Here is a 26023-nt window from a genome sequence, read left to right on the forward strand (position 1 = left end):
CTGGGACATTAAGTCACCAAGAAAAATTGCTTTAGTGAAGCTTACAGGACTACCTGCACAACGCTGGACACCACAAACTATCAAAACGAAAGATTTATCTTGTTATCAAGGTTTAGTTTTAATTGATAACCAAGGAACAACCAGTCAACTACTGACATCTGTAGAGCAAGCAGGCATACCGATAGTAGCCGTAATCGACCATCACAGCTTACAAGCCGAACTCAAGTCAGAGTTTGTGGATGTGCGTCCTTATGTACGTGCTACAGCCACAATTTTTACACAGTATCTGCAATCTGGGTTATTGGCTTTAGATAGTAGCATTAGTCAACACGTCAAATGCGCTACGGCTTTGATGCACGGTTTACGCTCAGACACGAATCGCCTGATGCAAGCCCAAGAAGAAGACTTTATGGCAGCAGCTTATCTAAGCCGATTTTATGATGCCCAACTGCTGAATGCAATTCTTCAGGCTAACCGTTCTAAGCGGGTGATGGATGTGATTGAGCGATCGCTGAAAAATCGGATCGTCCAAAATAACTTTTCCATTGCTGGTGTTGGGTACTTACGCTATGATGACCGCGACGCTATCCCCCAAGCAGCAGATTTTCTAGTGACAGAAGAAAACGTGCATACTGCTGTAGTTTACGGCATTGTTCACGACGAAGATGATGAACTAGAAGTAGTCATTGGTTCGTTGAGAACAACTAAACTCACCCTTGACCCTGATGAATTTATTAAAGAAGCCTTTGGACAAGATAGCACCGGGCGATTTTTTGGTGGTGGGAGAACGGGTGCTGGCGGCTTTGAAATTCCGATGGGTTTCTTATCTGGTGGTAATGAAAATTCTGCTTATGCCAGAATGAAATGGGAAGTATTTGACGCGCAAATTAAGCAGAAATTGCTGAAATTGGTGAACCCTAAAGATAATCCCATTCAGTCAGAGTAGGTTTTGTACTCAAGTAATCATAATCAAGAAACAAAATCCATTAAAACTGATTTCAATCAAGTAAATACTGAGCTTTAACTCAGTCAAACCTGAGCCAAGAAATTTATTTCTTGGCTTTTTATGTATGGTGTTCTTGCCTATAATTTGGTATAAAGTTCGTATAAGACCATTTATGCCTGAAATTTCAGAAATCAGTTATGAAAAGTTATGTAAGTTTTCTAGCTATCATTAAAATATCAATTTAGAATGTCAATAATATATTTACCTTTTGAATTTATTATTCCCAGAAGGCCAGTTGCGATACAAGTAAAAAATCAGAAAAAACTTCAGGCATGGAAGAATTTTGTGCGTTCTGAAGCTCAAAAAGTTTGGAAAGGTAGTAGTCCAATTTAAGACCTTAATCTACAGTTGACGCTAGTTTATTTTTGTGATGATTATCCCCCCGACACCGATAATATTATCAAGCCAATTCAAGATGCACTTGTAGGCTTAGTTTTTGAAGATGATAATTTGATATCAGATGTAGACAGCCATCGTCGTTTTATGTCTGATCCGATTGATTTGATAAGTTTACCTTCTTTATTGCAGAATGGTGTCCTCATCGGTGAAGAGTGTGTTTATGTAAAAGTTAGTGAATCTCAACCATTGGAAAAATACTTATGACTAATAATACTAAAACTCTACATGATGAAAAAATTATATCTCTAGCAAATAAGTATGTTCGTGAGGGTTTTCAGGTTTTAATTGAACCTAAAACAGATCAATTACCCTTTGATTTGGGTAATTACCAACCAGATATTATTGCTACTAAAGATAACACAGGTTTTGTAATTGAAATAAAAACCAGCCTTAGTAGAATTTCTGTGGAAAGGTTAAAGGCTGTAGCAGAGGAAGTTAGTAAGCATCCGGGTTGGCGTTTTTTATTAGTAAGTCTTGAAGATATAGAAGCAAAATTATTACCTGGAACAACACAAAAACTTCCTTCATGGCAAGAGCTAACAGACCGTTTTATTCAGACTCATAATCTCATTGAAAACGATGCAATTGAACCAGCATTTCTTTTTCTGTGGAGTATTTTTGAGGGGGCTTTAAGAAAGCGAGCAGTCGATGCGTCAATACCTATAGAACAGTTTCCAATTATAGGTTTACTAAGACAAATGTACTCTTTAGGAGAGTTGTCAATTTCTCAATTTGATCTTGTTCAAGATTGTTTGAAAATTAGGAATCGTCTAGCACATGGATATATAGAAACATTAAACTTAAAAGTTGTGCATGATTTTGATAATTTAGTTGGTGAATTATTAGAAGAATGGAGAAATGAAAGTAAGAGAAACTAGAAATGTTGTTAATTTACATCGGGTGCGACTGTGGAAGTTTATCTGATTCGTCATGGCATAGCCGAAGAACAACAGGCGGGAATTAAAGATGAGGAACGCCAACTGACCAAAGAAGGAAGACAAAAAACTGAGAAAGTAGCCCAGCGATTAGTAAAACTGGGTTTGCAGTTTGATTTGGTTGTCACTAGTCCTTTAGTACGCGCTAGACAAACCGCCGAAATTCTCCTAGAAGTAGGATTGAGTTCTCAGATGGAGGAATCAAACCATCTAGCTCCCAATGGTCATATTTCCAGTTGGTTAGATTACTGGTTGCAACCCAAAAATTTTGCCCCAAACACCCAATTAGCCGTAGTAGGACATGAACCTTGTTTGAGTAATTGGGCAGAAATTCTGCTATGGGGGGAAGTCAAAAGCGTCTTAGTCCTCAAAAAAGCAGGTATGATCGGAGTAAAACTGCCAGAAAATGGTTCACCTGTGGGTAGAAGTCAGATGTTTTGGTTGACACCTCCCAGGTACTTACTATAACAGTTTGGCAATAATTTGTTAAAGAATTGTTGTTAGCTAGGTTACTGTTATGGCAACCATCATTTCTGGTAAGTTAGCGTGTCGGATATTTCATTAAGCAAATGGTGTTGCCATGATGGTGTGCGAATACAAGCCTGGTTTAGAAGGCATTCCCGCCGCCCAATCGAGTATCAGTTATGTAGATGGGCAGAAGGGAATACTTGAGTATCGTGGCATTCGGATTGAGGAACTAGCAGCTAAAAGTACGTTCTTGGAAACTGCTTACCTTTTAATCTGGGGAAAATTACCCACGAAAGATGAATTACAAGCATTTGAGGAAGAAGTCCGCCTCCACAGGCGAATTAAGTATCGCATTCGGGATATGATGAAATGTTTTCCCGAAAGCGGTCATCCGATGGATGCGCTGCAAGCCTCTGCTGCGGCTTTAGGCTTGTTCTACTCCCTACGGGATTTACATAATCCTGCCTATATTCGGGATTCTGTGGTGCGCCTCATCGCGACAATTCCCACGATGGTGGCAGCATTTCAGTTGATGCGGAAAGGTAATGACCCCGTTAAACCCCGCGATGACTTAGATTATTCTGCCAATTTTCTCTACATGCTCAACGAGAAAGAACCGGATGAATTAGCAGCGAAAATCTTTGATGTCTGCTTGATTCTCCATGTTGAGCATACGATGAATGCTTCTACCTTTAGTGCTAGGGTGACAGCTTCCACTTTAACCGACCCTTATGCGGTGGTTGCTAGTGCTGTCGGAACTTTAGGCGGCCCGCTTCATGGTGGTGCTAACGAAGAAGTCATTCAAATGTTGGAAGAAATTGGCTCTGTGGAAAATGTCCGTCCTTATGTTGAGGAACGGTTACAAAATAAACAGAAGCTCATGGGCTTTGGTCATCGTGTCTACAAAGTGAAAGACCCCAGAGCTATTATTCTGCAAGACTTAGCCGAGCAATTATTTGCTAAGTTTGGCGCAGATAAATACTACGACATTGCCCAAGAAATGGAACGGGTGGTGGAAGAGAAGTTGGGTCACAAAGGAATTTATCCTAATGTTGACTTTTACTCTGGTTTGGTGTATAGAAAGATGGGGATTCCCACAGATTTGTTTACACCAATATTTGCGATCGCGCGTGTGGCTGGTTGGCTAGCCCACTGGAAAGAACAGCTAGCAGAAAACCGGATTTTCCGTCCTACTCAGGTTTATAATGGTCATCACGATATGCCTTACACACCCCTCAACCAACGCTAAAGAGGCAGAGGGGCTTCAGAAGTAGGGCGCAGGGGGAAAATTACTGAGCGACTTTGCCACACTCCTGCATGAAGGCACTTAGGACGATTGATTCCATTGTCAATCACTTCACTACAATCTCAGGTTGGTAAATATCAACCTTGTGACAATGGAAAACTGTTGCTAAAAGAAAGGGGTAGTAAGTCCAAAGGTAAGAGGTAAAAGGCAAAAGAAAGAAATCTTTTACCCTTTTACTTTTTACTTTTGCCTTTTTTTATGCTCTATCTCCCAAGACATAGCAAATCTCAATCCTAGCTATAAGTAGAAGTTCTTGTGTAGCTACAGAAGCCAAAAACCATCGGGCGATATACTAGGCATGGGTATTGGCAAAAAATATTAACTCAGGTGTCATCTCAACAGAGAGATAAATGGGTGTTATTTCAATTATTAGTTTAACTAATGATTGTGCAGCACCATGACTTGATGACTTAAAGAGCAGAAACATGAATTCAGGAATTGACCTCCAAGGAACTTTTATTAAATCCTTGATGGATTTAGGACTCCCACAGGGGGCAGCTAAAGCAATTTGGATGCCTCTACCCATGATCCTGATGCTCATTGGGGCAACAGTGGGTGTACTTGTTTGTGTTTGGTTAGAACGGAAGATTTCCGCCGCCGCACAACAGCGAATTGGCCCCGAATACATCGGGCCTTTGGGCTTATTAGCTCCCGTCGCCGACGGTTTGAAGCTGGTATTTAAAGAAGATATCGTACCAGCACAAGCTGACCCTTGGTTATTTACCCTCGGCCCCATTCTCGTTGTGTTGCCAGTGTTTCTGTCTTATTTAATTGTTCCGTTTGGACAGAATATTGTCATCACCAATATTGGGACAGGGATATTCCTGTGGATTGCTTTATCGAGCATTCAACCGATTGGGTTATTGATGGCTGGTTACGCCTCCAACAATAAATACTCCCTCTTGGGTGGCTTGAGAGCAGCCGCGCAATCAATTAGTTATGAAATTCCCTTGGCGTTGAGTGTGTTAGCGATCGTGATGATGTCTAACAGCCTCAGCACTGTGGATATCGTCAACCAACAGTCCGGCTATGGTCTTTTGGGTTGGAACATTTGGCGACAACCTTTGGGCTTTCTCATTTTCTGGATTGCGGCTTTAGCTGAATGCGAACGCTTACCCTTTGACTTACCAGAAGCTGAAGAAGAACTAGTTGCAGGTTATCAAACCGAATACTCTGGGATGAAATTCGCCCTGTTTTATCTCAGTTCTTACGTCAACCTAGTGCTTTCTGCATTATTGGTGGCAGTTTTGTACTTGGGTGGTTGGGATTCTCCCATTCCTATCAATGTTTTAGCAGGCTGGTTAGGAATTACTGAAGTCAATCCCATACTTGAAGTAGTTAATGCTGCTTTGGGTATCATCATGACTCTAATCAAAGCTTACTTCCTTATCTTCATTGCCATTCTCTTACGCTGGACAGTACCACGGGTACGGATTGACCAGTTGCTAGATTTGGGATGGAAATTTTTATTACCAGTGGGATTAGTAAATCTACTAGTAACCGCAGCCTTGAAACTGGCCTTTCCCGTCGCCTTCGGTGGTTAGTCCAATTTGAGATTTGAGATTTTAGATTTATGCCAAAATCTAAAATCCAAAATCCAAAATTCCCAAGAGAGAGAGACAAAATGCTAAAGTTCCTCAAACAAGTTGTTGATTACGGCAAAGAAGCGATACAAGCTGGCCGTTACATCGGTCAAGGATTATCCGTCACCTTTGACCATATGCGCCGCCGTCCGGTCACTGTACAGTACCCCTACGAAAAACTCATCCCTGGTGAAAGATTTCGCGGTCGGATTCACTATGAATTTGATAAGTGTATCGCCTGTGAAGTGTGTGTGCGCGTTTGTCCCATTAACTTACCTGTAGTTGACTGGGAATTTGACAAAGCTACCAAAAAGAAAAAGCTCAAGCACTACAGTATTGACTTCGGGGTTTGTATTTTCTGCGGTAACTGCGTGGAGTATTGTCCTACAAACTGTCTTTCCATGACAGAAGAGTACGAGTTAGCCGCCTACGATCGCCATGAACTCAACTATGATAATGTGGCGTTAGGTCGTCTGCCCTACAAAGTTACAAATGACCCAATGGTCACACCATTACGCGAATTGGTTTACCTACCTAAAGGCGTTCTCGACCCCCACGATCTACCCGCCGATGCACCCCGCGCTGGCGCACGTCCAGAAGACCTAGTAGAACAAGTGGAAAAATGAGATTAGTTCAGAGTCAAGAGTCAAAAGTCCATAGTGTTTTACCTATTGACTGTTGACTATTGACTATTGACTATTTGACTATTGACTATTAACTGAGGACAAAAAACAGTGAATCTAGCGGAAGGAGTACAACTTGTTACCTTCGGCATACTGGCCGTAATGATGATTGGAACAGCCCTTGGTGTGGTGCTAGCATCCAGCATTGTTTATTCTGCCTTTATGTTGGGAGGAGTGTTTATCAGCATCGCGGGTTTGTACCTGTTGTTGAATGGTGATTTTGTCGCCGCCGCCCAAGTGCTGATTTACGTGGGAGCAGTCAACGTGCTGATTTTGTTTGCCATTATGTTGGTGAACAAACGCCAGAATTTTACTCCCTTCCCCAGTGCTGGCGTAAGAAAAATTCTGACTGCGATCGTTGCTGTCGGTTTGTTCGCGCTATTAAGCACAATGGTATTAGCTACACCTTGGGCTTACTCCACTACTCCAGTAACTGGAGAAAGCACCATTGTGTTGATTGGTGAGCATTTCTTCTCTGACTTTTTATTACCTTTTGAATTGGCTTCGGTATTGCTGTTAATGGCAATGGTCGGAGCGATTATTTTGGCGCGTCGTGAGTATTTGCCAGAAGTCACCCCTTCAGAATTGCCTCAAACAGTGTTGACTTTACCAGAACGTCCCAGAGAACTTGTCGGGGCTGGTAGCGATACTCAAGAATAAATACAAGCCAGATTGTTCAAAAGGGATACGAGAACCGATGCAACTCCAATATTTTTTGTTACTTGCAGCCGCTTTATTCTGCATTGGCATTTATGGCTTAATTACCAGCCGTAACGCCGTCAGAGTATTAATGTCTATCGAATTACTGCTGAATGCTGTTAATTTGAATTTAATGGCATTTTCCAACTTTCTTGACTCAACATTAATTAAGGGTCAAGTATTCACAGTGTTTGTGATTACTGTGGCCGCTGCTGAAGCGGCGGTAGGTTTAGCGATCGTGCTTGCCATTTATCGTAACCGTGATACCGTCGATATGGAGCAGTTTAATCTCCTGAAGTGGTAATTGCGTGTGCAACTCAAGCAGATAATCATTGCTTATAAAGCGCGAGACTCCCAGAGCAAACGCTGGGCAGAAATTTGTGCTAAACAGCTAGAAAGTCGCAATTGTCAGGTCTTAATGGGGCCAAGCGGGCCAAAAGATAATCCTTATCCGGTATTTTTGGCTTCCGCAGGACAACCAATTGATCTGGCAATTGTCCTCGGTGGTGATGGCACAGTCCTTACTAGTGCCAGACATTTAGCACCGGCTGGTATCCCAATTTTGGGAGTCAATGTCGGTGGTCATTTAGGGTTTTTAACTGAATCGGTAGAAGAATTTCAAGATACGGAAGCAGTTTGGGATCGGCTGTTTGAAGACAGGTATGCTATTCAACGGCGGATGATGTTACAAGCCGCAGTGTATGAAGGACATCACACAAATTTAGAACCTGTAACGGAACGCTTTTTGGGGTTGAATGAATTTTGTGTCAAACCTGCTTCTGCCGATCGCATGATCACCTCTATCTTAGAAATGGAAATTGATGGGGAAGTCGTAGATCAATATGTGGGTGATGGGCTGATTGTTTCGACTCCCACAGGTTCTACAGGTTATACTGTCTCTGCTAATGGGCCAATCATGCACGATGGTATGGAAGCAATTACCATCACGCCTATTTGTCCGATGAGTCTTTCTAGTCGTCCTCTGGTTTTACCCGCAGGTTCTGTTGTGAGTATTTGGCCTTTAGGTGACTATGAGTTGACGACGAAATTATGGATGGATGGAGTCTTAGCAACCTCAATTTGGCCTGGACATCGCGTTGACATCCGTATGGCTGATTGTCTGGCTAAATTTATTATCCTAAGAGAGAACAACTCTTACTATCAGACGCTACGAGAGAAATTACTCTGGGCAGGTACTAGGGTTCGCTACACTAATAATCATCAAAATTGAGGATATCTGCCCAGTAATTTAACTACTAATCTCTGTTTTAATTTATCTTACCCCTAGTCATCAAACTGGGGGTTTTGTGATTTAGTCAATAGTCAATAGTCAATAGTCATTAGTCATTAGTCATTAGTCATTAGTCATTAGTCATTATTCATTAGTCATTAGTTTTTCCCCCCTTCTACCTTGTCTACCTTGTCTACCTTGTCTCCCCAATCCCTAGTTATGTAAGCTTGATATTAGACCAATTCTGTATCCTATTGCCAGATTTTTTAGGAATTTAAGCTCATAATAAACCTACGTTGAATCAAAAATGTCCAACAGGTGGTATGCTACCTGCTACAAATGAAACAAACATATCAAATTCTCTTCAATTTCACTTGTTACCTGTCACCTGTCACCTTTGTTTTTTAAGAGACAGATGGAAATTTCATACAGATATATCGATTATTCACTTAGCAATCCTTCTGCTTTTAAAGATTTTCCTATCCTAGAAACTGATAAGTACATACTGAAAATTGCTTTAACGCCTCACGAATTAGAATCTATTTTTCGTTTGCGATTTGAAGTATTTAATTTAGAGTTAGGTTTAGGTTTTTCTTGTTCCCAATTAACACAGATGGATGAAGATCAATTTGATAGCATTTGTCATCATTTGATGTTAATTTGTAAAGCCACTGGTAAAACTGTTGGTACTTACAGAATGCAAACTTATAAAATGGCATCTCAAGGATTAGGATTTGATGCTGCTGATATTTTTAATCTTCAGACAATTCCTGACAGTGTATTACAAGCATCTGTAGAAATTGGACGTGCCTGTATCGCCAAAGAATATCGCAATATCCAGTCGCTTTTATTACTTTGGGAAGGATTAGCTAAATATCTCATTTGGAGTGGTAGTGAATATTTTTTTGGCTGCTCTTCATTACTTACACAATGCACCTGGGAAGCAGCTTGTGTCTATGATTATTTTCAAAAAAATGATTTGATGCACAAAACTATTTTAGTTTATCCTCACTCACAATATTGCCTGAATTTACCCCAAATTCATAATCATAGATGCCATGTGGAAATTCCAAAAATTGTCCAGGCTTATTTGAGTATTGGTGCTAAAATCTGTAGCCTGCCAGCACTTGACCATAATTTTAAAACTATTGATTTTCTAACTATATCTAGAATCCAAGATTTTACACACTTGCATTCATTGCCTTAATATTCACTGTATACTGATACTGTTTGTAGATATGAATATCGAAAACAGTCATAAAAATGTCATCTAAAAAATTAATTAATCGTTTTACACAGTTATCTTTTGATTCTCCCTGGTTGATTATAATTATTTTTTCTGTGCTGGGTTTAGTAGGAATAATCAACCATGCAATGTGGAGAGATGAACTAAATCCTTGGTTAATTGTGAGAGATAGCACATCCTTTGAAGAATTAATTAATAATATTCGCTACGAAGGTCATCCTGCTCTCTGGTACTTTTCTTTGGCTGTAATCAGGATGATTGCTGATACTCCTGTAATCATGCAGATTTTTCATTTAAGCATCACAATTTTAGCTGTCATACTTTTTTGGTTATACAGTCCTTTTAATTATCAGCAAAAATTGATTTTTACATTTGGATATTTTCCTTTTTATGAGTATTTGTTAATTTCGAGAAATTATGCGTTCAGTTTGCTGTTTGTTTTCGCTTTCTGTGCTGTTTTTCCATCCAGAAAGAAGACTTATCTTTATTTAGCAATTTTATTAGGGTTACTGGCTAATAGTAGTGCTTATGCTCTATTAGTTGCGTTATCATTATCATTAACTTTATTGGTAGAGTTTTGCTTTGATAGAGAACATCGTCAGCAATACATACATCAAAGTCAGAGATATGATTTGTTTTTGAGCATTAGCATTATTATAGTTGCTTTTATTTTATCCATTTTAACTATTACTCCGCCATCTGATAGTTATCTTCACGGAGGTTTAGATAATGGATGGTTATTGCAATTAGACTTTAGGCATTTTTTAAGAAGTATCAGCAGATTATTTGGTACTTATTTTCTGATTGTTCCCCACAAAAGATGGCTGGATTTAATAGTTTGTAGTTTGATTGTTATATTTATTTGTGTCTTGACTGTAATAAGATTATCGAAAAAACCATTTTCTGTATTTTTATTTATTACGGGTAATTTGATACTGTTAACATTTACTTACTTAAGATTTGCTGGACATACTAGACATTTTGGGCATTTCTATTTAGTTTTAATAGCTGCATTATGGCTGGGCAGATATTACCATGAATCTGATTTTATTATCAATAAGTTTCGGATTACAGAAAGATTGTTTATGTGGGGTCACAAATGGCAAAATCTCGCCTTAATGCTGATTTTGTATGCCCAACTGCTAGGAGGAATATACGGTTTTGCTAGAGATATAATTATACCTTTTTCTGCCAGTCGTGAGACTGCAAATTATATCAAAAAAGAGAAATTAAATGATGAATTTATTTTTGCTAGTCGGGATGCAAACATGGCTGCATTATCTGGGTATCTTAACCGTAAATTGTATTATCCTGAGTTGCAAGATTTAGGTAGTTACACATTATTTAAATCGGGACGTAAACCAGTTGGACAGGGGGAAATATTAGCTCAGATTAATGAGGTATTGAAAAATCCAACTAACAAAAACCGAATTTTATTGGTTTTAAATAAAAAGCTGACTTTCAACCATGAAAATTTACAGGTTGTTTCTATTAAGAGTTTTGAAAGATCATGGGTGGATAGTGAAAGATATCATCTCTATTGGGTGTCTGAAGTAAATTATTAACAGAAGCATTAATTTTTGCTGTAGTTGTAGCACTGGGGAAAAACAAGGCCAAACCCCTATCTAGCTGGTATCATACACCTAATTTCTCTATAAGAGTGCAAGCTATTATGTATGGGAAACCATGCGCCATACATATTGAGGTTTTGCATGAAAGTAGCAGTCTTCAGCACCAAAGCTTATGATAAACAGTTTTTAGAAGCTGCAAATTATCCCCAAAAACATGAATTGGTGTTTTTTGAACCTCGGCTGAGTCAAGATACCGCTATCCTAGCCGCCGGTTTTCCGGCGGTTTGTGTATTTGTCCATGACCAAGTTGATGCACCAACGCTAGAAATTTTAGCCGCCAGAGGTACGCGCTTAATTGCGCTGCGTTGTGCTGGGTTCAACAATGTAGACTTAAAAGCCGCCGCCACGTTAGGAATTACCGTGGTACGTGTTCCAGCCTATTCACCCTATGGTGTAGCAGAACACGCTGCGGGATTAATTTTGAGCTTAAATCGCAAAATTCACCGTGCTTATAACCGTGTTAGAGAAGGTAATTTTTCCTTAGAAGGACTACTGGGATTTAACTTAAATGAACGGACTGTGGGGATAATTGGTACTGGTAAAATCGGTTTGATTTTGGGAAAAATCATGAGGGGGTTTGGTTGTCACCTACTGGCTTATGATATGTATAAAAATTCTGATTTAGAGGTATTGGGTGGCAAGTATGTAGAGTTGCCAGAATTATTTGCTAACTCTGACATTATTTCTTTGCATTGCCCCTTAACACCAGAAACTCATCATCTCATTAATGCTGATGCGATCGCACAAATGAAATCTGGTGTTATGTTAATTAACACCAGTCGCGGTGCGCTAATTAACACTCAAGCCGTAATTGAAGGACTCAAGACAGGTAAAATCGGTTCTCTGGGGGTAGATGTCTACGAACAGGAATCAGAATTATTTTTCGAGGATTTGTCTGATGAAATCATTCAGGATGATGTCTTTCAACGCCTAACAACATTTCCTAACGTACTAATTACCGGACACCAAGCATTTTTCACAGAAGAAGCCTTGCGTAATATTGCAGACACAACACTAGCCAATATTACAGATGTTGAACAAGGCCGCACCTGTGCCAATGAACTACACACACCACCGGAAATAGGGAATAAGGTTTTGGTAAGTTAATCTTTGAAAATAGGGAATTGGGCATTGGGCATTGGGAATTGGGCATTGGGAATTGGGCATTGGGCATTGGGCATTGGGCATAGGTATAAAATCTACCTTGTCTCCCAGTCCCCAGTCCCTAGTCCCCATTCCCCTAATTACTCGCTTCATTGGCGATAATGCCAACCAAATTCAAGCGATTTAAAATTTCCACTGCTTGAGTAACTTCGGTTTGAGTGACCCAACCTACACGCCCTACCATCATAATGCCGTTACACAAAGAAGCGACGATTCTGGCATCCACTGTACCTAAAATGGCTGGCGCATCGATTAATACTAAGTCATAACTTTGCTCGAATAACTCGATAAGTTCCTTCATACGCTGAGAACTCAGCAATTTTACAGGATCTTCTGGCGGAGAACCAGCAGTCAAAATATCGATGGAGGGGTGAATAGGCTGAATATAGTCGTGGACATTTTCATTAGTCTCATCAACTAGTAAAAGAGATAGTCCCCATTCGTTGGGTAGTTGGAGAATTTTGTGGAGTTTAGGCGATCGCAAGTTAGCATCAATTAATAATACCCTTTGGTGCATATGTGCAGCACTGGCAGCTAAACCTAAAGCTAAAGTCGTGCGTCCCTCTCCTGGTAATGCAGAAGTTAACATCAAAGAATTAAAAGGAAAAGGATGCTTCAAGATTTGGGTATTTTGATACACCATATCTAGGGTTTCGTGACAAGGTAGCCAGGAGTTAGTTTCTACTAGAGGCGGTTTTGTGTTGCGTCGCCAGTTCCAAGCTAAACTCGGTAGTCGCTTTTCCATTGCATGGGATGCAAGTTTCGGTACAGAACCTAATAATCTCAGGTTGCTGATTCGTTGTAAATCTTGGGGTGAACTAATGACACGATGACGCATTCCCCAAATTAGTGCAATACCTATACCCAAAATAGGCCCCATCACCATACCCCCAAACACTAGCCACAGTTTGTCATAACTGTTATATGTTGCTAAAGTTGGTGTTTCTAAAAATTGCCAGTCAAAGCCTGTTTGAGTGATTTTTAAGCCGACAAACTGTTGTGTTTGTAGTAATTGTTCCAAAGCTTGACGTTGAGTTTCTACTTCTGGTAAGAGACGTTGGTATTCTGTAATTAAGCTGGGATATTTCTTTAACTCTGTACTAATTCGCTGTTCTGAGAAAACTAAGTTTTTTTCCTGATTTTTTAATTTATCAGCAGTTGCTTTTAATTGGTTTAACTCTTCTACTATCTGCCCTTGTGTTAATGCTGCTGCTTTTGTAGTATCGATTTTTAATTGCTTTTTCTCCTGTTGCAAGAGTTGTAACTGATGTTGATATTGCTGTTTGAGACTGACGATAATCGGCGAGTTATCTGTATAACGTAACTGTTCCTGTGCTAATGCTTGTTCAGTTTTCTGCACTTCACTTAACAGCATTTGATAACGAGTTGATTCACCCAAATTAGCATCAATCAGTGATTGTTGAGTTGAGGTGGCTAATATCTGTTCTAAATTTTGCTGACGTTCTTGGACATTTTGTAACTCTGTGCGAGTTGTTTGTAATTGTTTTTGAATATCCGTTAATGATTTCAACAGAATTTGACTTTGTGATTGGGGATCTAATAAGTTGTGCTTTTTGCGGAAATTCTCTAAATTGCGTTCAGCTTGTCTAACCTGTTTTTGTAGTAGTGGTATACGGGTATTAACAAAAGCTAATCCTTTATTGAGACGTTCTTGCTGCTGTTCGAGATTATAATCTTGATAAACTTTTTGTAAGGCTAATAATACTTTTTGGGCTTTAACAGGATCACTATTCTGAAAAGAGACTTCAAATACTGGACTAACTAGCTGATTAGCTCCTCTTTTCTTTTCTATTTGTGTAACTTGCAAAGGTGAATTAAGTCCGTCACTTGATGTGCCTTTAATGTCATTTACAGTAATATTAGGATAAGTAGAACGGAGTAAAGTTACTGCTTTTTCTAGCAAGTTAGAACTCAGCATCAGATTTTTCTGAGCAGCGTAGTAATCAATCACCTGGGGCTGAGGATTCGCTTGCTGATTAACGCTATTATTGGGAATATTAGTTAATTCTATACCTTCATACACATTAGAATTTACTAAAATTTGCATATAGCTTTTGTAGTTAGTCTTAGTCATGACAGCCATGAGGCTAGTAACAGACATGACAATACAAGAAACTCCCAAGACTACAAACCGCCGCCGCAGTAAGATTTTAGATATATGTCTAAATCTGGCTTGTTTTTGGAATGAGTTAGTAACAAATTCCTCTTGATTTAAACTTACTTTAGACATTAGTAAAATCCTCAAGTGTTGTGAAAACTTGAACCGTTATTTTTTATGTATATGCAATTTTCCATACCAATTTTTAGGATATTGGCATGGAGAATATAGAGCCTAAAATAATCTGCTCCTTGATGTCAATGTTCTGTGCAAGCCTTTAATGTATCCTTATTAAAGATGCACAAGTTATTTTTTAGTTTCTCTGGAGTTGATATTTTTAGCAGTATTTATAGTTATTAATGTTTCTCGTCAACTCTCAAATTTGTTAAATAATGATTGGATATCTAAAGGACTATGCAGAAATATGAAAACTAAATTCATTGGTAGTGTTGTTTTCAATACCAACAAAGATGAATCTAAGTTTACTATGAACCTCAAAATGCTGAAATAATGGCTATTTTACTGGCATCTAGCTCTAGAAAAATAATCACTGTTAAATATATGGATGTTTGTACATTCACAATTTAGTGAATAAATATACTTTGTATACAAAATAAAATCATAAATAACCATTAACTAAATATAAATGTATAATATGGTTCTACCTATTGGGTAACTTCTGGTAAGAAATCAAAAGACTCTTGACTTATTTATCATTTAATTGGCAGGAGAAAATTAAGCTTAGATAAAATTATCTACTACTTTCCGGTTATTTCCTCAGAATTGTTTATGGCGGAAATAGTATTTAAGTATACTATTTCGGAGTGCGATCGCTATCTTTGGGTGGAATAAATTAGAAAATTACAGTGTGTTATTTAACGACATACCACGTTGATAGATTGCATAAGCGTAATCTGTCCATGTACCTTGTCCCCAATAGCGGAAACAACTTGTTTGCAGTAACAAATTATGTAACAGTGCTTGGCGATATTCAGCTTTTTTAGTCACAGATATTTCTGAAGATGATTGCAATAATTGATCAAATTTTTGATGAAATACACTACTTAATTCATACATGGGAGATAACACATTTTCATAACCCTTTACCCAACTGATATGATTTGTCCAAGATGCCCCATCCATGTGAAAGTTTGGGTTATTTTGCTTTAATTCCTGAATCGCATTTTCTACTGCTTCAGGCTGACTATTGTCGGGTTCTACTCTTTGCCATATTTGATATTGTCCTACTGGCTGACACATAGGAAAATCGGCAGATTTACAGCCAGCAGACTCAATTAATTCTAAATATTCCGTACCACACACACCCACAACCCCTGATTTACCGCCACCGTGATTTACCATATCCCACCAAGCTTGTTTAAAAGCACTGGGAAATTCATTCATCATCACGCCACCATTTTCACCGTCACCAATTTGGCTAACTATAGGTGGTATAAATACATCACCTAATTGTTGTGGGGATAAGGTTTTAGCTTCATAATAAGGCTGCATTTGACCAACTAATTTTGTATCTGAACCTTGAGTTTTAATTAAGGCTGTAATACTAATAGTTTCCCCATAGGAATTACGCGCAATTAAACGATGTGGTAAATGTTTATGAGTGAGTACATGACCATCAATTGTTTCTACGGAATGTTCTTGTACTAGTAACCAACGATAACCACATTCTTTTAAAGCTTTGACAAATGCAAATAAAGTATCAGGATGATTTGGTAAGTGCATTTCTGGTGGCGAAAATCCCTTAACTCGTGCCAATGCTTCCCAACCAAAAATTGCTGCAAAATGTTGTTGCCAAGCTAATATATGTAATTTAATATCGGGAATCGGGGTAGAAGGTACGACAGCATGACCCCACATTGTTCCTAACCATTCTACATAGGGTTGATAGATGTTATCGCAGGTAATCCGCTTGAGATTATCGATAATATCATCGCGTCCCATTTGTCTGAGTCCCCACAGCAGATTACCAGAATAATCCAGCATGACACGGGGATTGCAACCTTGATGGACAAGTTCAGGAATGAAATCCCCCATACGGCTGTAGCAATAAGCAAAAGGTGCGGCGTTGTGGTTGTCGCCTTCATGGGGATGTTCAAACATATATTGCAGATTGCTAATGAGTTTACCATCATGACCAGCCGGAATTGTGGGTTGGTGCATATGTAACGCGATCGCAAATACTGCATTGATATTCTCTAACTTCAAGTTGGTTTTTGGTAAAAACACAGGTGCGTCATGGTTAACCACATTCATCACCTCTGGTTCCCAACCGCAAATATTCGGTAAGCCATCAATGATTTCTGGTGGTAGGGTGTGAGGAAAATTCAGCATCACTGATAACTCCGAAATTAGAGAATATCTAATTATCTAACGAAGATGCTCAGGAGTGGAGAGTGCTGAGTTTTGAGTGCTGAGTTGTGAGTTCAACCCCATAGTTAAAACCAGGGAAGTGAAATAAGAACGTACTTTTTCTTGCAATACGCCTCTTGTAGCCGCAAGACTTCTGTTTACTTGTTACTCAACACCGGCTAAACGCCGCGCTTCCGCTAACAGCACTCCTTACTCAGCACTCAGCACTCAGCACTCAGCACTCGTTACTCTCTTACACCCCTATACTTTACGTGCAGAAACGAAAGCCAACATATTTCTAGATAGCGATAAATCAGCAACACGCTGGATTTTCGCCAACCAGCTTGGTTTTTCTGATGTTTGCGCTGTTGGTGGTGCAGCTATTTTTAAAACAATTTCCAGCAACCAAGGTGCTAAACGTTGACACCATACAGCTAGGTGACTTTGCCATCCTACTATGATTTCTGGGGAATCTTTTTCTAGTCCGGTGACTAGTGCTTTGGCGACTTGCTGGGGAGTCATGGGGATCACCCAGCGAAATAATTGCAAGTCGCGCACCATGTCTGTGTCGGTGAGGGTGGGTAATAAGGCTTTGACTTGAATGTTGTATTCTGCTAGTTCTTGGCGCAAAGCTTGGGTAAAGCCTAAGATGGCGAATTTTGTGGCTGAATAGGTAGCCATCGTTGGTGCGGCGACTTTCCCCATTAAGCTGGAAACGTTGATAATTGTCCCCTGTCTTTGGCTAGCCATACGTTTGGCGATGAGACTGGTGAGGGTATACATTCCTAATAAATTGACTGAGAGTTCTTCTTGTACCTGGGGGAGTTTGGAACGTAAAAAGGAATTTTGGTATGCAACCCCAGCACAGTTTACCAGCAGGTGAATTGGGCCATAAGTGCGCCACAATTGCGCTATGGCGATATTTACTTCTGTAGCTTGGGTTAAATCAATCGCTAAAACTGTGGCTTGAACACCCATCGCTTCGATTTCTTGAGCTAATTCTCTCAACTTTTGGCGATCGCGCGCCACTAAAATTAATCTTTGTATTCCTTGTTCTGCTAATTCTAATGCGATCGCTCTTCCAATACCACGGGAAGCTCCCGTCACTAGAGCTACTTTACCTTGAATCTTCATCGGTTTTCACCTCCAAATTCTGAGCCTTACCCCAGTTCTGCATTCATCAATCAGCGCAAATCTCAATCCCCAGGGAAGACAAATTATCAGTTACATTTCTATTAACAACAGCAATCAACCTGTAGCAACGACGTATTTTTGAATTAATCTGCGTTTTTCATAACTTGCAGATTGTAGATTGCAAATCAATTGTTCCCACAATTGGCTAAACGGATACGGCTCATAGCTTTACCTCTCTTTAATTCGGAGCGTTCATCAGCATCGTTGCTGATACACACGTTAGCAATTAAATCAATGACTTGCAATATTTTTTAATAAGTATTTCTTAATACTTGTTTACAATGTATATATAAACTACTCAAAATTCAATAAGTTTTTATAAATACTATTTCAAAAATATTGTGATCCCCTGACAATAAATTCCAAGAGTCAGAAATACACAAAATTGTCATACATAAAACAAAAAAAAGACATATATTTTAGGAACAAAATTTCTCCAATTGTCGTCAGCAATTGTACTGAATTTGGTCAATAGTCAATAGTCAATAGTCAATAGTCATTAGTCATTAGTCATTAGTTATTAGTTATTACTCAGCAACGGCTAAACGCCGCGCTACCGCTAACAGCACTCACTACTTTTGCTTGACTACTTGATTTAACTCGTCTGTAGTTAATGACTGTAAAAGACTAAGATTTAAAGGTGGTTGACTAATATATTGAGCGTAGGAAGGCTGTAAATAAGAACGATATTCAGCACGATTCAAAAGATTAGCTTTTAAAAAAGCTACACTCAAAGCATTAAGATAAGAATAAGCTGTATTACGTTCAGGGCCTAACAAGCCATTAGGGACGGGTAAAACATTACTCTCTTGGGGAGATTCACCAATAAAGGTGAAATGAGTGCCATTTTCAACTAAAAATAAATATTTATTAGGATTAGGTAATTCAGTAAAAGGGCGAATTTGTTCTGGCAAAGGTGGGGCAAAAATATCTTGAGTACCTGCGATAAACATTGTCGGTAGTTTCACTTGACTAATCCCACTATCACCGAACACAGCACTATTAATCGGATTAATAGCAATAATCGCCTTGATACGATTATCCTGCAATTGATAACTATCTAAATTTAATTCGTTGGCTTGACATTGCAAAATCAACGATAAATTTAAATAAGAATTATCAGGTAAACAATTCTTATTCAGATTATCAAAGTTAATTTGCGCCCCAGCCAAAGCTAAAATAGTGTAACCGCCAAACGATTGGCCTATAGCCCCAATTTTCTCAAAATCTAGTTTTCCTCTCAGCTTGGGATCAGCTTGTTCCATACGCTGGAGTTCATCTAATAAAAATTTGATATCTAAAGGTCTATCAATAAATTCTCTGGGTGCTGGTGGTTCTGCTAAACCGGAAAAGTATTTTTGAAAGCGGCTAGCATTACTACCAGGATGTTCTATTACCGCAACAGCAAAACCGTAGGATGCTAAATGTTGAGCTAAATAGGCGAATGTGTAGCGGTCGGAAGCGACACCATGAGAAATCACAATGAGGGGAAAAGGTGGTTGGGTGTTATTCTCTGCCGTGGCTATGGGTAAGTATAAATCTAAAGGTAAACGGCGATCGCGCCCAGGATCAATTAAATTAAACTGACTAACTTGCCAGCGCAAATTTCCAGGCTTTCTTAAATCTGGTAACTTGGAAAAATCAACCTCAGAGGAGGTAGACTGCCTTAATGATTCTTTTTGCAAAGCTGCTACAACTTTATCCCTAGTTTTGAGTAGCTGTGACAAATCATCAACTATTTTCACCGCTTCTGTAAAATTTAGTCGCACATCATTACTAGGAAACTTCCGCAGCAAATTGGTAATTGATAAACCCTCTGATGAAGCCGCCGATAAAATTAAAGCCGAACGCAAAGCGTAAAAACCATTCTTCCGAGAGTCAGTTAACAACAATTCCCCTATTCGTTGTAAAACCTCTTCTCCCACGGGAGAGTAAGTAACTTGGGATACGAGAGTTGGTGTAACATTGAAACGTATTTGCAGCAGTTCCCGTAATTGTGCTAGTTGTTCAGGCGTAGCGCGTTCAGCATAAAATCTGAGATTCCTATCTATCTTCCCTTCCTTGGCAAAAGTTTCTAAAGAACTAACAGGTAAAGAGAATTCTCCAAAAGGAGGATAAAAGAAACTAATGCGTTCAGCCGCAATTCCAGGGTTAGCAGTTAAAAACGTAGATAATAACCCCAAAGTGAGGTACTTTAACATTCTTTTCATCAGAAAAACCCACTGTTGACTTTATCTTTGCAAGTTTGGGACTAGGAGAAAGCAAAACAAGAACTAGGCTGCATTCCTACTTAATTTAAGTTTAGATATTTAAAATCGGCTATAAGCATCATAAAGCAAGTGCTTACATTCATAAATCTGCTATTTGTAGCATAAATCAAATATTTGCCTGCAAGTATTCATACTTACGGATATATTGCAGTTGAACCCGATAAACTCAATCAGGAGTGCAATAATAGGTTATAGATAGCAAAGTACAGAATATGACTGTTAATAGTTGCGCCAGTTGTGCTGTTGTCCTCAACCAACAGCAAGAAGAAAATATTGCTCATCAACACCAATGTCAGGATGAGCCAATTCAACAAAACCAAAATATAACTCAAGCTAAGACTGTAGTAGAAAATGGCAAGGTTGTAGTTAAAGCAGCACAACCATCAGGCGATGAGACTTTGAATAATGCTTAGTTTAATTGTTTCAAATGCACATCATCAGCCGGAAAAAGCTACGAGAATTTAGTCAAGCACACGCTGATTCCGGTGAACCTCTTGATAACTGGTATATAACTGCGAGTCAAGCCACCTGGGTAAATCTATTAGAAGTTCAAACTGTTTATCCTCAAGCTGAAGCAGTAAGTAATTTTACAGTTTTTAATATTAAAGGGAATAAATACCGCTTAATTACCAGTATCAACTATGAGCGACAGATAATATATATAAAATATGTCTTAACTCATGCCGAATACGACAAAGACAAATGGAAAAATGACCCTTACTTTTGACTCCAAAGTTTACAGTCAGTTATTGTCTGAGTATCAACCTCGAATCATTAAGACAGAAGCCGAAAACGAACATTTTTTAGCAATTGTAGAAGAATTGCTGTCTCGTTCTCATCTGACACCTGAAGAAAATACCTTGTTAGAGCTATTAGTGAGACTAATTGAAGATTTTGAAGACCAGCATTATCAAATAAATTTATCCACTCCTCATTCAAGGCTATTACATTTGATGGAAGCTAGAGATTTAACAGCAGCTAATTTAGTAGAAATTCTCGGCTCTGAAGAAATTGTAAATCAAGTGATTAATGATCAAACTAGATTCACTCAGCAACAAGCTGAAGCTTTAGGAAAGTTTTTTCATGTTAATGTAAAGTTGTTTTTAGACTAGGCGATCGCTTAATCTTGATCAATCGGTTTTATATTTATATTTTCTCACATATATTGATAATTTTGTCCTTGAATAAGAATTCAGAATACCCTTTCAGGTAATCAATCTAAGTTAGTCATAACAAGGAAGTAGTGGATTCAGCAGCCCTATTAGTGGACTATTATAAATTTTATTATTGAAGTATTAAAAAATGTAAATATTAATAATTAATTGATTTTCAGTAAAAATACTGAAACAGTTATTAAGTGGCTAGATTTAAACTTGGTTGTTGAAAGTTTTGGCAAATAAAAACATTGTTTAAATAGCAACAACTATTTTAAGTTGATGCTTGATTTTTGCAGTCAATATACTATCAAAAATTCACTAATAACAGTGTTTTAATTATCTGCTTTAAGCAGAAAATATCCAAAAATTGCTAGGAGCTAATCATGTATCCAGTCAGAATATTATCTATTGATGGTGGTGGAATTCGTGGGATAATACCCTTAAAAATTTTAGAGTATATTGAAAGTAAAACAGGTAAACAAATTCATCAACTGTTTAATATATTTGGTGGGACATCGACGGGAGGCATCATTACACTTGGTTTAAATGTCATCAACCCTGCAACTAAAAGAATATATAAAGCAGAGGAACTGATGAAATTTTATACACAGGATGCTGATCAAATATTTTGCTCTTGGAATCATGGTAGTGGGCCTGGTTGGTTTTCGTCTCAATATTCTCCTGAAAACATTGAGAATTACCTACAGAAAAAATTCGGTAAAACTACAATTTTGAGAGAGTTACCAACAACAGAAGATTGTGATGTAACAGTTTATAGTTATGATCTCAAAAGCAATCAACCGTTCTATTTTAATAACCGTGATAAAGTGAACGGTTCTTTTTTTGTTTGGCAAGCGGCTAGAGCTACATCAGCAGCACCAACGTTTTTTCCGGCTTTCAGGTTGAAAAGTGAAGAAATGGATTGCCTATTAACTGATGGAGGCGTTTACATCAATAACCCATCACTCAATCTTCTGATTCGTGCCAGAAAACAGTTTCCCCATATTAAGAGACAGAGCCAACTTTTAGTTTCTCTTGGAACGGGTCAATTTAGCCCATCTAGAGAAGATTTAGAGAATTCTGGCTTAGGTAATATTGGCAACATTTGGCACGTAGATAATGGTTGGGGCAAAGCTATTTTTAATATTGCCTCAATGGGAACTTCTGCTGAGTCCGAGTCCCAAATATTTGAACTTCTAGAATACGTAGATCCTCACGTACTCCACGACGAAGAAGCGTATGAACAAAGATATTACCGATTTCAGAAACACTTTAAGAAAGATGTGCCTATGGATGGTAAGACGAAGGAAGAACTTAAACGTCTCATGCAGTTAGGAGATGAACTTGTTCAAGAAAGAAAGGATGAACTTGATCAGTTATGTGCAACCCTAATCACACCTTTAGAAATTAGTGACTCAGATATTTTAAACACACAGTTTGCCTACGTTTAGGGCAGCAAAATCATCATAAAGCGAACACTTTTTTAATTTAAAAAAGTGTTCGCTTTTTAATGAGGTAATGTCATGTCTGTTTCATCAATTACGATATGTAATTGTGAGTACAACGGAGTGGAATAAAGCGATCGCCTCTAACTCTGCGATTACTTCACTTCGCTTATTGCTGGATACTGCTGTAAAACTTGCTGTAAATATTGCCCAGTATAAGACCGAGAATTTTTAGCAACTTCCTCCGGTGTTCCCACAGCTATTACTTCTCCACCTTTATCGCCACCTTCTGGCCCCAAATCTATCACCCAGTCAGCACAGCGAATCACATCTAAATTATGTTCAATTAGTAAAACAGAATTACCTTTATCTACCAATCTTTGCAACACATCTAATAATTTATGCACATCATAAAATGATAAACCTGTGGTCGGTTCATCGATTAAATAAATCGTCTTACCTGTAGCACGACGTGCTAATTCTGTGGCTAATTTCACCCTTTGCGCTTCACCACCAGATAAAGTAGTGGCGGGTTGTCCTAACTGCACATAACCCAAACCAACATCAACTAATGTTTGTAGACGATTAACAGCTTTAGGGATGTTTTGGAAAAACTCTAAGCTTTCTTCCGCCGTCATATTCAAAACATCAGAAATTGACTTATTCTTATACTTCACCTGCAAAGTTTCGCGGTTATATCTCGCACCTTTACACACTTCACACTGGACATAAACATCAGGTAGAAAATTCATTTCAATGACATTGACACCCTGTCCGCCGCAAGCTTCACAACGTCCACCTTTGACGTTAAAAGAAAATTGTCCTGGTTTATAACCTCTGGTTTTAGCTTCTACGGTTTGTGAAAATACCTCTCGAATGACATCAAAAACCCCTGTATAAGTTGCGGGGTTAGAACGGGGTGTGCGTCCAATGGGAGATTGATCAATAACGATTGCTTTATCAATACTATTTAATCCTTGAATTTTTTCAACATCTTTTGGTAAAGGTACTTTTTTAGTTAAATGATGTTGTAATGATGGGTAAAGTAATTCATTAATTAAGGTCGATTTACCAGAACCAGAAACACCAGTGACCACTACAAGTTTACCTAAAGGAATTTCCACATCAATATTTCTTAAATTGTTGCGATGGGCATTTTTAATAATTAAGCTGCGTCCATTCCCTTCGCGGCGTTCTTTGGGGGTGTGAATGACTTTTTTTCCTGATAAATATGCACCTGTTAATGATTCTTCTGAAGTGAGTAATGATTGTAAATCACCTTGGGCGATAATATTACCACCATGAATTCCCGCACCAGGGCCGATATCAACTATATAGTCGGCGGCGCGGATGGTTTCTTCGTCGTGTTCTACGACAATTAAAGTATTACCTAAATCGCGTAATTTAGTTAAAGTTTTCAGCAATCTGCTGTTATCTCTTTGATGCAAACCAATACTTGGTTCGTCTAAAACGTAGAGAACTCCTGTTAAGCCAGAACCGATTTGTGTAGCTAGGCGAATGCGTTGCGATTCACCGCCAGAAAGGGTCATGGCGGCTCTATCTAAACTGAGATAATCTAAACCGACATCTAATAAAAATTGCAATCTAGCTCTAATTTCTCTTAAGACTAAATCAGCAATTTTCATTTGGCGATCGCTCAATTTTAAATGATTAATCCTTTCCAGACAATCCCGAATCGATACACCAGTCAAATCTAAAATATTGTATTGTCCTAATCTCACCGCTAAAGCTTCCGGTTTTAATCTTTTACCGCCGCAAACTTCACAGGGTTGATCAACTAAATACTGCTCTAATTTTTGCTTAATTAACTCCGAACCACCTTCATATTGTCGCTGCAAAATGGGAATTGCACCTTTATATTGGGGTGTTTTTTGGTCTTTACTAGTTTCCGTTTCCCCATACAGAATAATTTGCTGCTGTTGGGGTGTTAACTTACTCCAATTTGTTTGTAATTCAAACCCATGATTACTACCCAAACTATAAAGTAGTTCTAGATAATAAGAATTTTCCTTATCTGACCAAGGCGCGATCGCAGCGTATACTGGAGCTTCAGGATCAGGTACTACCAAATCCGGCGAAAATCTCCGCAACGTCCCCAAACCGTGACAGTTCGGACAAGCACCATAAGGGGAATTAAACGAGAATAAGCGCGGTGATAATTCATCCATCACCGCGCCGTGTTCTGGACAAGCAAAGTTTTCGGAGAAGACTAATTCTTGTTCTTCTTCAGTAGAATCATCACTATTGGGACTGACAAGAATTCTAGCAATACCACCAGATTGTTTCAGGCACGTAGACAAAGAATCTACCAAACGTTCCTGAATATCAGGCTTCTTCACCAATCGGTCAATTACCAACTCAATATTATGAGTATAATTTTTATCTAATTCAATAGAATCTGACAGTTCCCGAATTTCCCCATTGATGCGGACACGCACAAACCCTTGGGAAGCCAAACTAGATAATAACTTGCGGTGAGTTCCTTTTTTACCCCGCACCACAGGGGCGAGAATTTGGAACTTAGTGCGGTCTGGTAGTTCCATAATGCGATCGCACATTTCGTCTATAGTTTGAGGTGCAATAGAGCGATCGCATATGGGACAATGGGGTTCACCAGCTCGACCATACAATAACCGCAGATAATCGTAAATTTCCGTTACCGTCCCCACCGTAGAACGGGGGTTATGAGAAGTTGATTTCTGGTCAATGGAAATCGCCGGACTTAAACCTTCAATCGCTTCGACATCTGGCTTATCTAATTGTCCCAAAAACTGGCGAGCGTAAGCACTTAGAGATTCTACATAACGCCGTTGACCTTCCGCGAAAATCGTATCAAACGCCAAAGACGATTTACCCGAACCTGAGACACCAGTAAACACGATCAGGCGATCGCGTGGCAATTCTAAGTCAATATTCTTCAGATTATGCTGTCTTGCGCCGCGAATCCGAATTGTATTCTGGGGGTTAGAGTTGGGGTAGGGAAGGTGTCCATTTAAGGATGCGGCTAGCTTGTGATCTGACATATTGACAGGCCAAATAATGAGAGGCAGCGTGAAACAGTTCTTAATAATACTATCTTTATTAAGCTTTGTTATC

At 38.9% G+C, this 26023-nt stretch carries 22 protein-coding genes and 1 pseudogene; 17 read left to right on the top strand and 6 right to left on the bottom strand.

What is annotated here, in order from left to right; translation table 11 throughout:
- The 13 genes and pseudogenes from CV014_RS00005 to CV014_RS00065 all read left to right on the top strand — a co-directional run.
- A pseudogene (locus CV014_RS00005) lies at positions 1–946 on the top strand (DHH family phosphoesterase); the annotation flags it as partial.
- 408 nt (positions 947–1354) lie between these two features.
- Positions 1355–1609 carry a RusA family crossover junction endodeoxyribonuclease gene (locus CV014_RS00010; RefSeq protein ID WP_236140141.1) on the top strand — a complete coding sequence of 85 codons (255 nt, stop codon included), beginning with the start codon at positions 1355–1357 and terminating at the stop codon, positions 1607–1609.
- Entirely contained in the window at positions 1606–2283 is a 678-nt protein-coding gene (locus tag CV014_RS00015) for a hypothetical protein (RefSeq protein WP_236140142.1), read from the top strand. The genes CV014_RS00010 and CV014_RS00015 overlap by 4 nt, the downstream gene beginning before the upstream one ends.
- Before the next feature lie 30 nt (positions 2284–2313).
- Positions 2314–2808, top strand: coding sequence for a phosphohistidine phosphatase SixA (gene sixA / locus CV014_RS00020; RefSeq protein ID WP_236140143.1), 495 nt, complete (start codon positions 2314–2316; stop codon positions 2806–2808).
- 112 nt (positions 2809–2920) lie between these two features.
- The gene (locus CV014_RS00025) at positions 2921–4057 is read left to right on the top strand and encodes a citrate synthase (RefSeq protein ID WP_236140144.1); all 1137 of its coding nucleotides are present in this window, start codon (positions 2921–2923) and stop codon (positions 4055–4057) included.
- A gap of 482 nt (positions 4058–4539) precedes the next feature.
- Positions 4540–5658 (top strand): NADH-quinone oxidoreductase subunit NuoH, encoded by a 1119-nt coding sequence (gene nuoH, locus CV014_RS00030; protein WP_103140348.1) that lies wholly within the window; start codon positions 4540–4542, stop codon positions 5656–5658.
- Positions 5659–5738: 80 nt separating this feature from the next.
- Entirely contained in the window at positions 5739–6323 is a 585-nt protein-coding gene (gene ndhI, locus CV014_RS00035; RefSeq protein ID WP_103140349.1) for an NAD(P)H-quinone oxidoreductase subunit I, read from the top strand.
- 108 nt (positions 6324–6431) lie between these two features.
- Entirely contained in the window at positions 6432–7040 is a 609-nt protein-coding gene (locus CV014_RS00040; RefSeq protein ID WP_236140145.1) for an NADH-quinone oxidoreductase subunit J, read from the top strand.
- A 37-nt stretch (positions 7041–7077) separates the two neighbouring features.
- A complete protein-coding gene (gene nuoK / locus CV014_RS00045; RefSeq protein WP_006199065.1) occupies positions 7078–7383 on the top strand; it encodes an NADH-quinone oxidoreductase subunit NuoK in 306 nt (101 codons plus the stop codon).
- A 6-nt stretch (positions 7384–7389) separates the two neighbouring features.
- Positions 7390–8310 (top strand): NAD(+) kinase, encoded by a 921-nt coding sequence (locus tag CV014_RS00050; RefSeq protein WP_236140146.1) that lies wholly within the window; start codon positions 7390–7392, stop codon positions 8308–8310.
- Positions 8311–8725: 415 nt separating this feature from the next.
- Positions 8726–9517, top strand: coding sequence for a GNAT family N-acetyltransferase (locus CV014_RS00055; protein WP_236140147.1), 792 nt, complete (start codon positions 8726–8728; stop codon positions 9515–9517).
- A gap of 56 nt (positions 9518–9573) precedes the next feature.
- Positions 9574–11121 (top strand): hypothetical protein, encoded by a 1548-nt coding sequence (locus tag CV014_RS00060; RefSeq protein ID WP_236140148.1) that lies wholly within the window; start codon positions 9574–9576, stop codon positions 11119–11121.
- 147 nt (positions 11122–11268) lie between these two features.
- Positions 11269–12294, top strand: coding sequence for a 2-hydroxyacid dehydrogenase (locus tag CV014_RS00065; protein WP_236140149.1), 1026 nt, complete (start codon positions 11269–11271; stop codon positions 12292–12294).
- On the opposite strand, the gene CV014_RS00070 is transcribed toward CV014_RS00065, so the two are convergent.
- From CV014_RS00070 to CV014_RS00090, 5 genes are all read right to left on the bottom strand, one after another.
- A complete protein-coding gene (locus CV014_RS00070) occupies positions 12250–12423 on the bottom strand; it encodes a hypothetical protein (RefSeq protein ID WP_236140150.1) in 174 nt (57 codons plus the stop codon). The genes CV014_RS00065 and CV014_RS00070 overlap by 45 nt on opposite strands.
- 4 nt (positions 12424–12427) lie before the next feature.
- Entirely contained in the window at positions 12428–14602 is a 2175-nt protein-coding gene (locus CV014_RS00075) for a GumC family protein (protein ID WP_236140151.1), read from the bottom strand.
- A gap of 729 nt (positions 14603–15331) precedes the next feature.
- Positions 15332–16822: a glycosyl hydrolase family 57 gene (locus tag CV014_RS00080; RefSeq protein WP_236140152.1), complete on the bottom strand. Its 1491-nt coding sequence runs from the start codon at positions 16820–16822 to the stop codon at positions 15332–15334.
- A 279-nt stretch (positions 16823–17101) separates the two neighbouring features.
- Positions 17102–17974: an SDR family NAD(P)-dependent oxidoreductase gene (locus CV014_RS00085; protein ID WP_236140153.1), complete on the bottom strand. Its 873-nt coding sequence runs from the start codon at positions 17972–17974 to the stop codon at positions 17102–17104.
- A gap of 632 nt (positions 17975–18606) precedes the next feature.
- Complete coding sequence (locus tag CV014_RS00090) at positions 18607–20244, bottom strand: alpha/beta hydrolase (RefSeq protein WP_236140154.1); 1638 nt, start codon at positions 20242–20244, stop codon at positions 18607–18609.
- A 272-nt stretch (positions 20245–20516) separates the two neighbouring features.
- Here CV014_RS00090 and CV014_RS00095 point away from each other — a divergent pair, with 272 nt between their 5' ends.
- From CV014_RS00095 to CV014_RS00110, 4 genes are all read left to right on the top strand, one after another.
- The gene (locus tag CV014_RS00095) at positions 20517–20717 is read left to right on the top strand and encodes a hypothetical protein (RefSeq protein WP_236140155.1); all 201 of its coding nucleotides are present in this window, start codon (positions 20517–20519) and stop codon (positions 20715–20717) included.
- A 14-nt stretch (positions 20718–20731) separates the two neighbouring features.
- On the top strand, positions 20732–21031 hold the full coding sequence (locus CV014_RS00100; protein WP_236140156.1) for a type II toxin-antitoxin system HigB family toxin: 300 nt from the start codon (positions 20732–20734) through the stop codon (positions 21029–21031).
- Entirely contained in the window at positions 21015–21416 is a 402-nt protein-coding gene (locus CV014_RS00105; protein WP_236140157.1) for a helix-turn-helix domain-containing protein, read from the top strand. The genes CV014_RS00100 and CV014_RS00105 overlap by 17 nt, the downstream gene beginning before the upstream one ends.
- A gap of 428 nt (positions 21417–21844) precedes the next feature.
- Positions 21845–22912: a patatin-like phospholipase family protein gene (locus CV014_RS00110; protein ID WP_236140158.1), complete on the top strand. Its 1068-nt coding sequence runs from the start codon at positions 21845–21847 to the stop codon at positions 22910–22912.
- Positions 22913–23061: 149 nt separating this feature from the next.
- On the opposite strand, the gene uvrA is transcribed toward CV014_RS00110, so the two are convergent.
- Positions 23062–25950 (bottom strand): excinuclease ABC subunit UvrA, encoded by a 2889-nt coding sequence (uvrA, locus tag CV014_RS00115; RefSeq protein ID WP_236140159.1) that lies wholly within the window; start codon positions 25948–25950, stop codon positions 23062–23064.
- Positions 25951–26023: the final 73 nt, after the last annotated feature.

It is taken from the genome of Nostoc sp. CMAA1605, assembly GCF_021596505.1.
Classification (GTDB): Bacteria; Cyanobacteriota; Cyanobacteriia; order Cyanobacteriales; family Nostocaceae; genus Trichormus.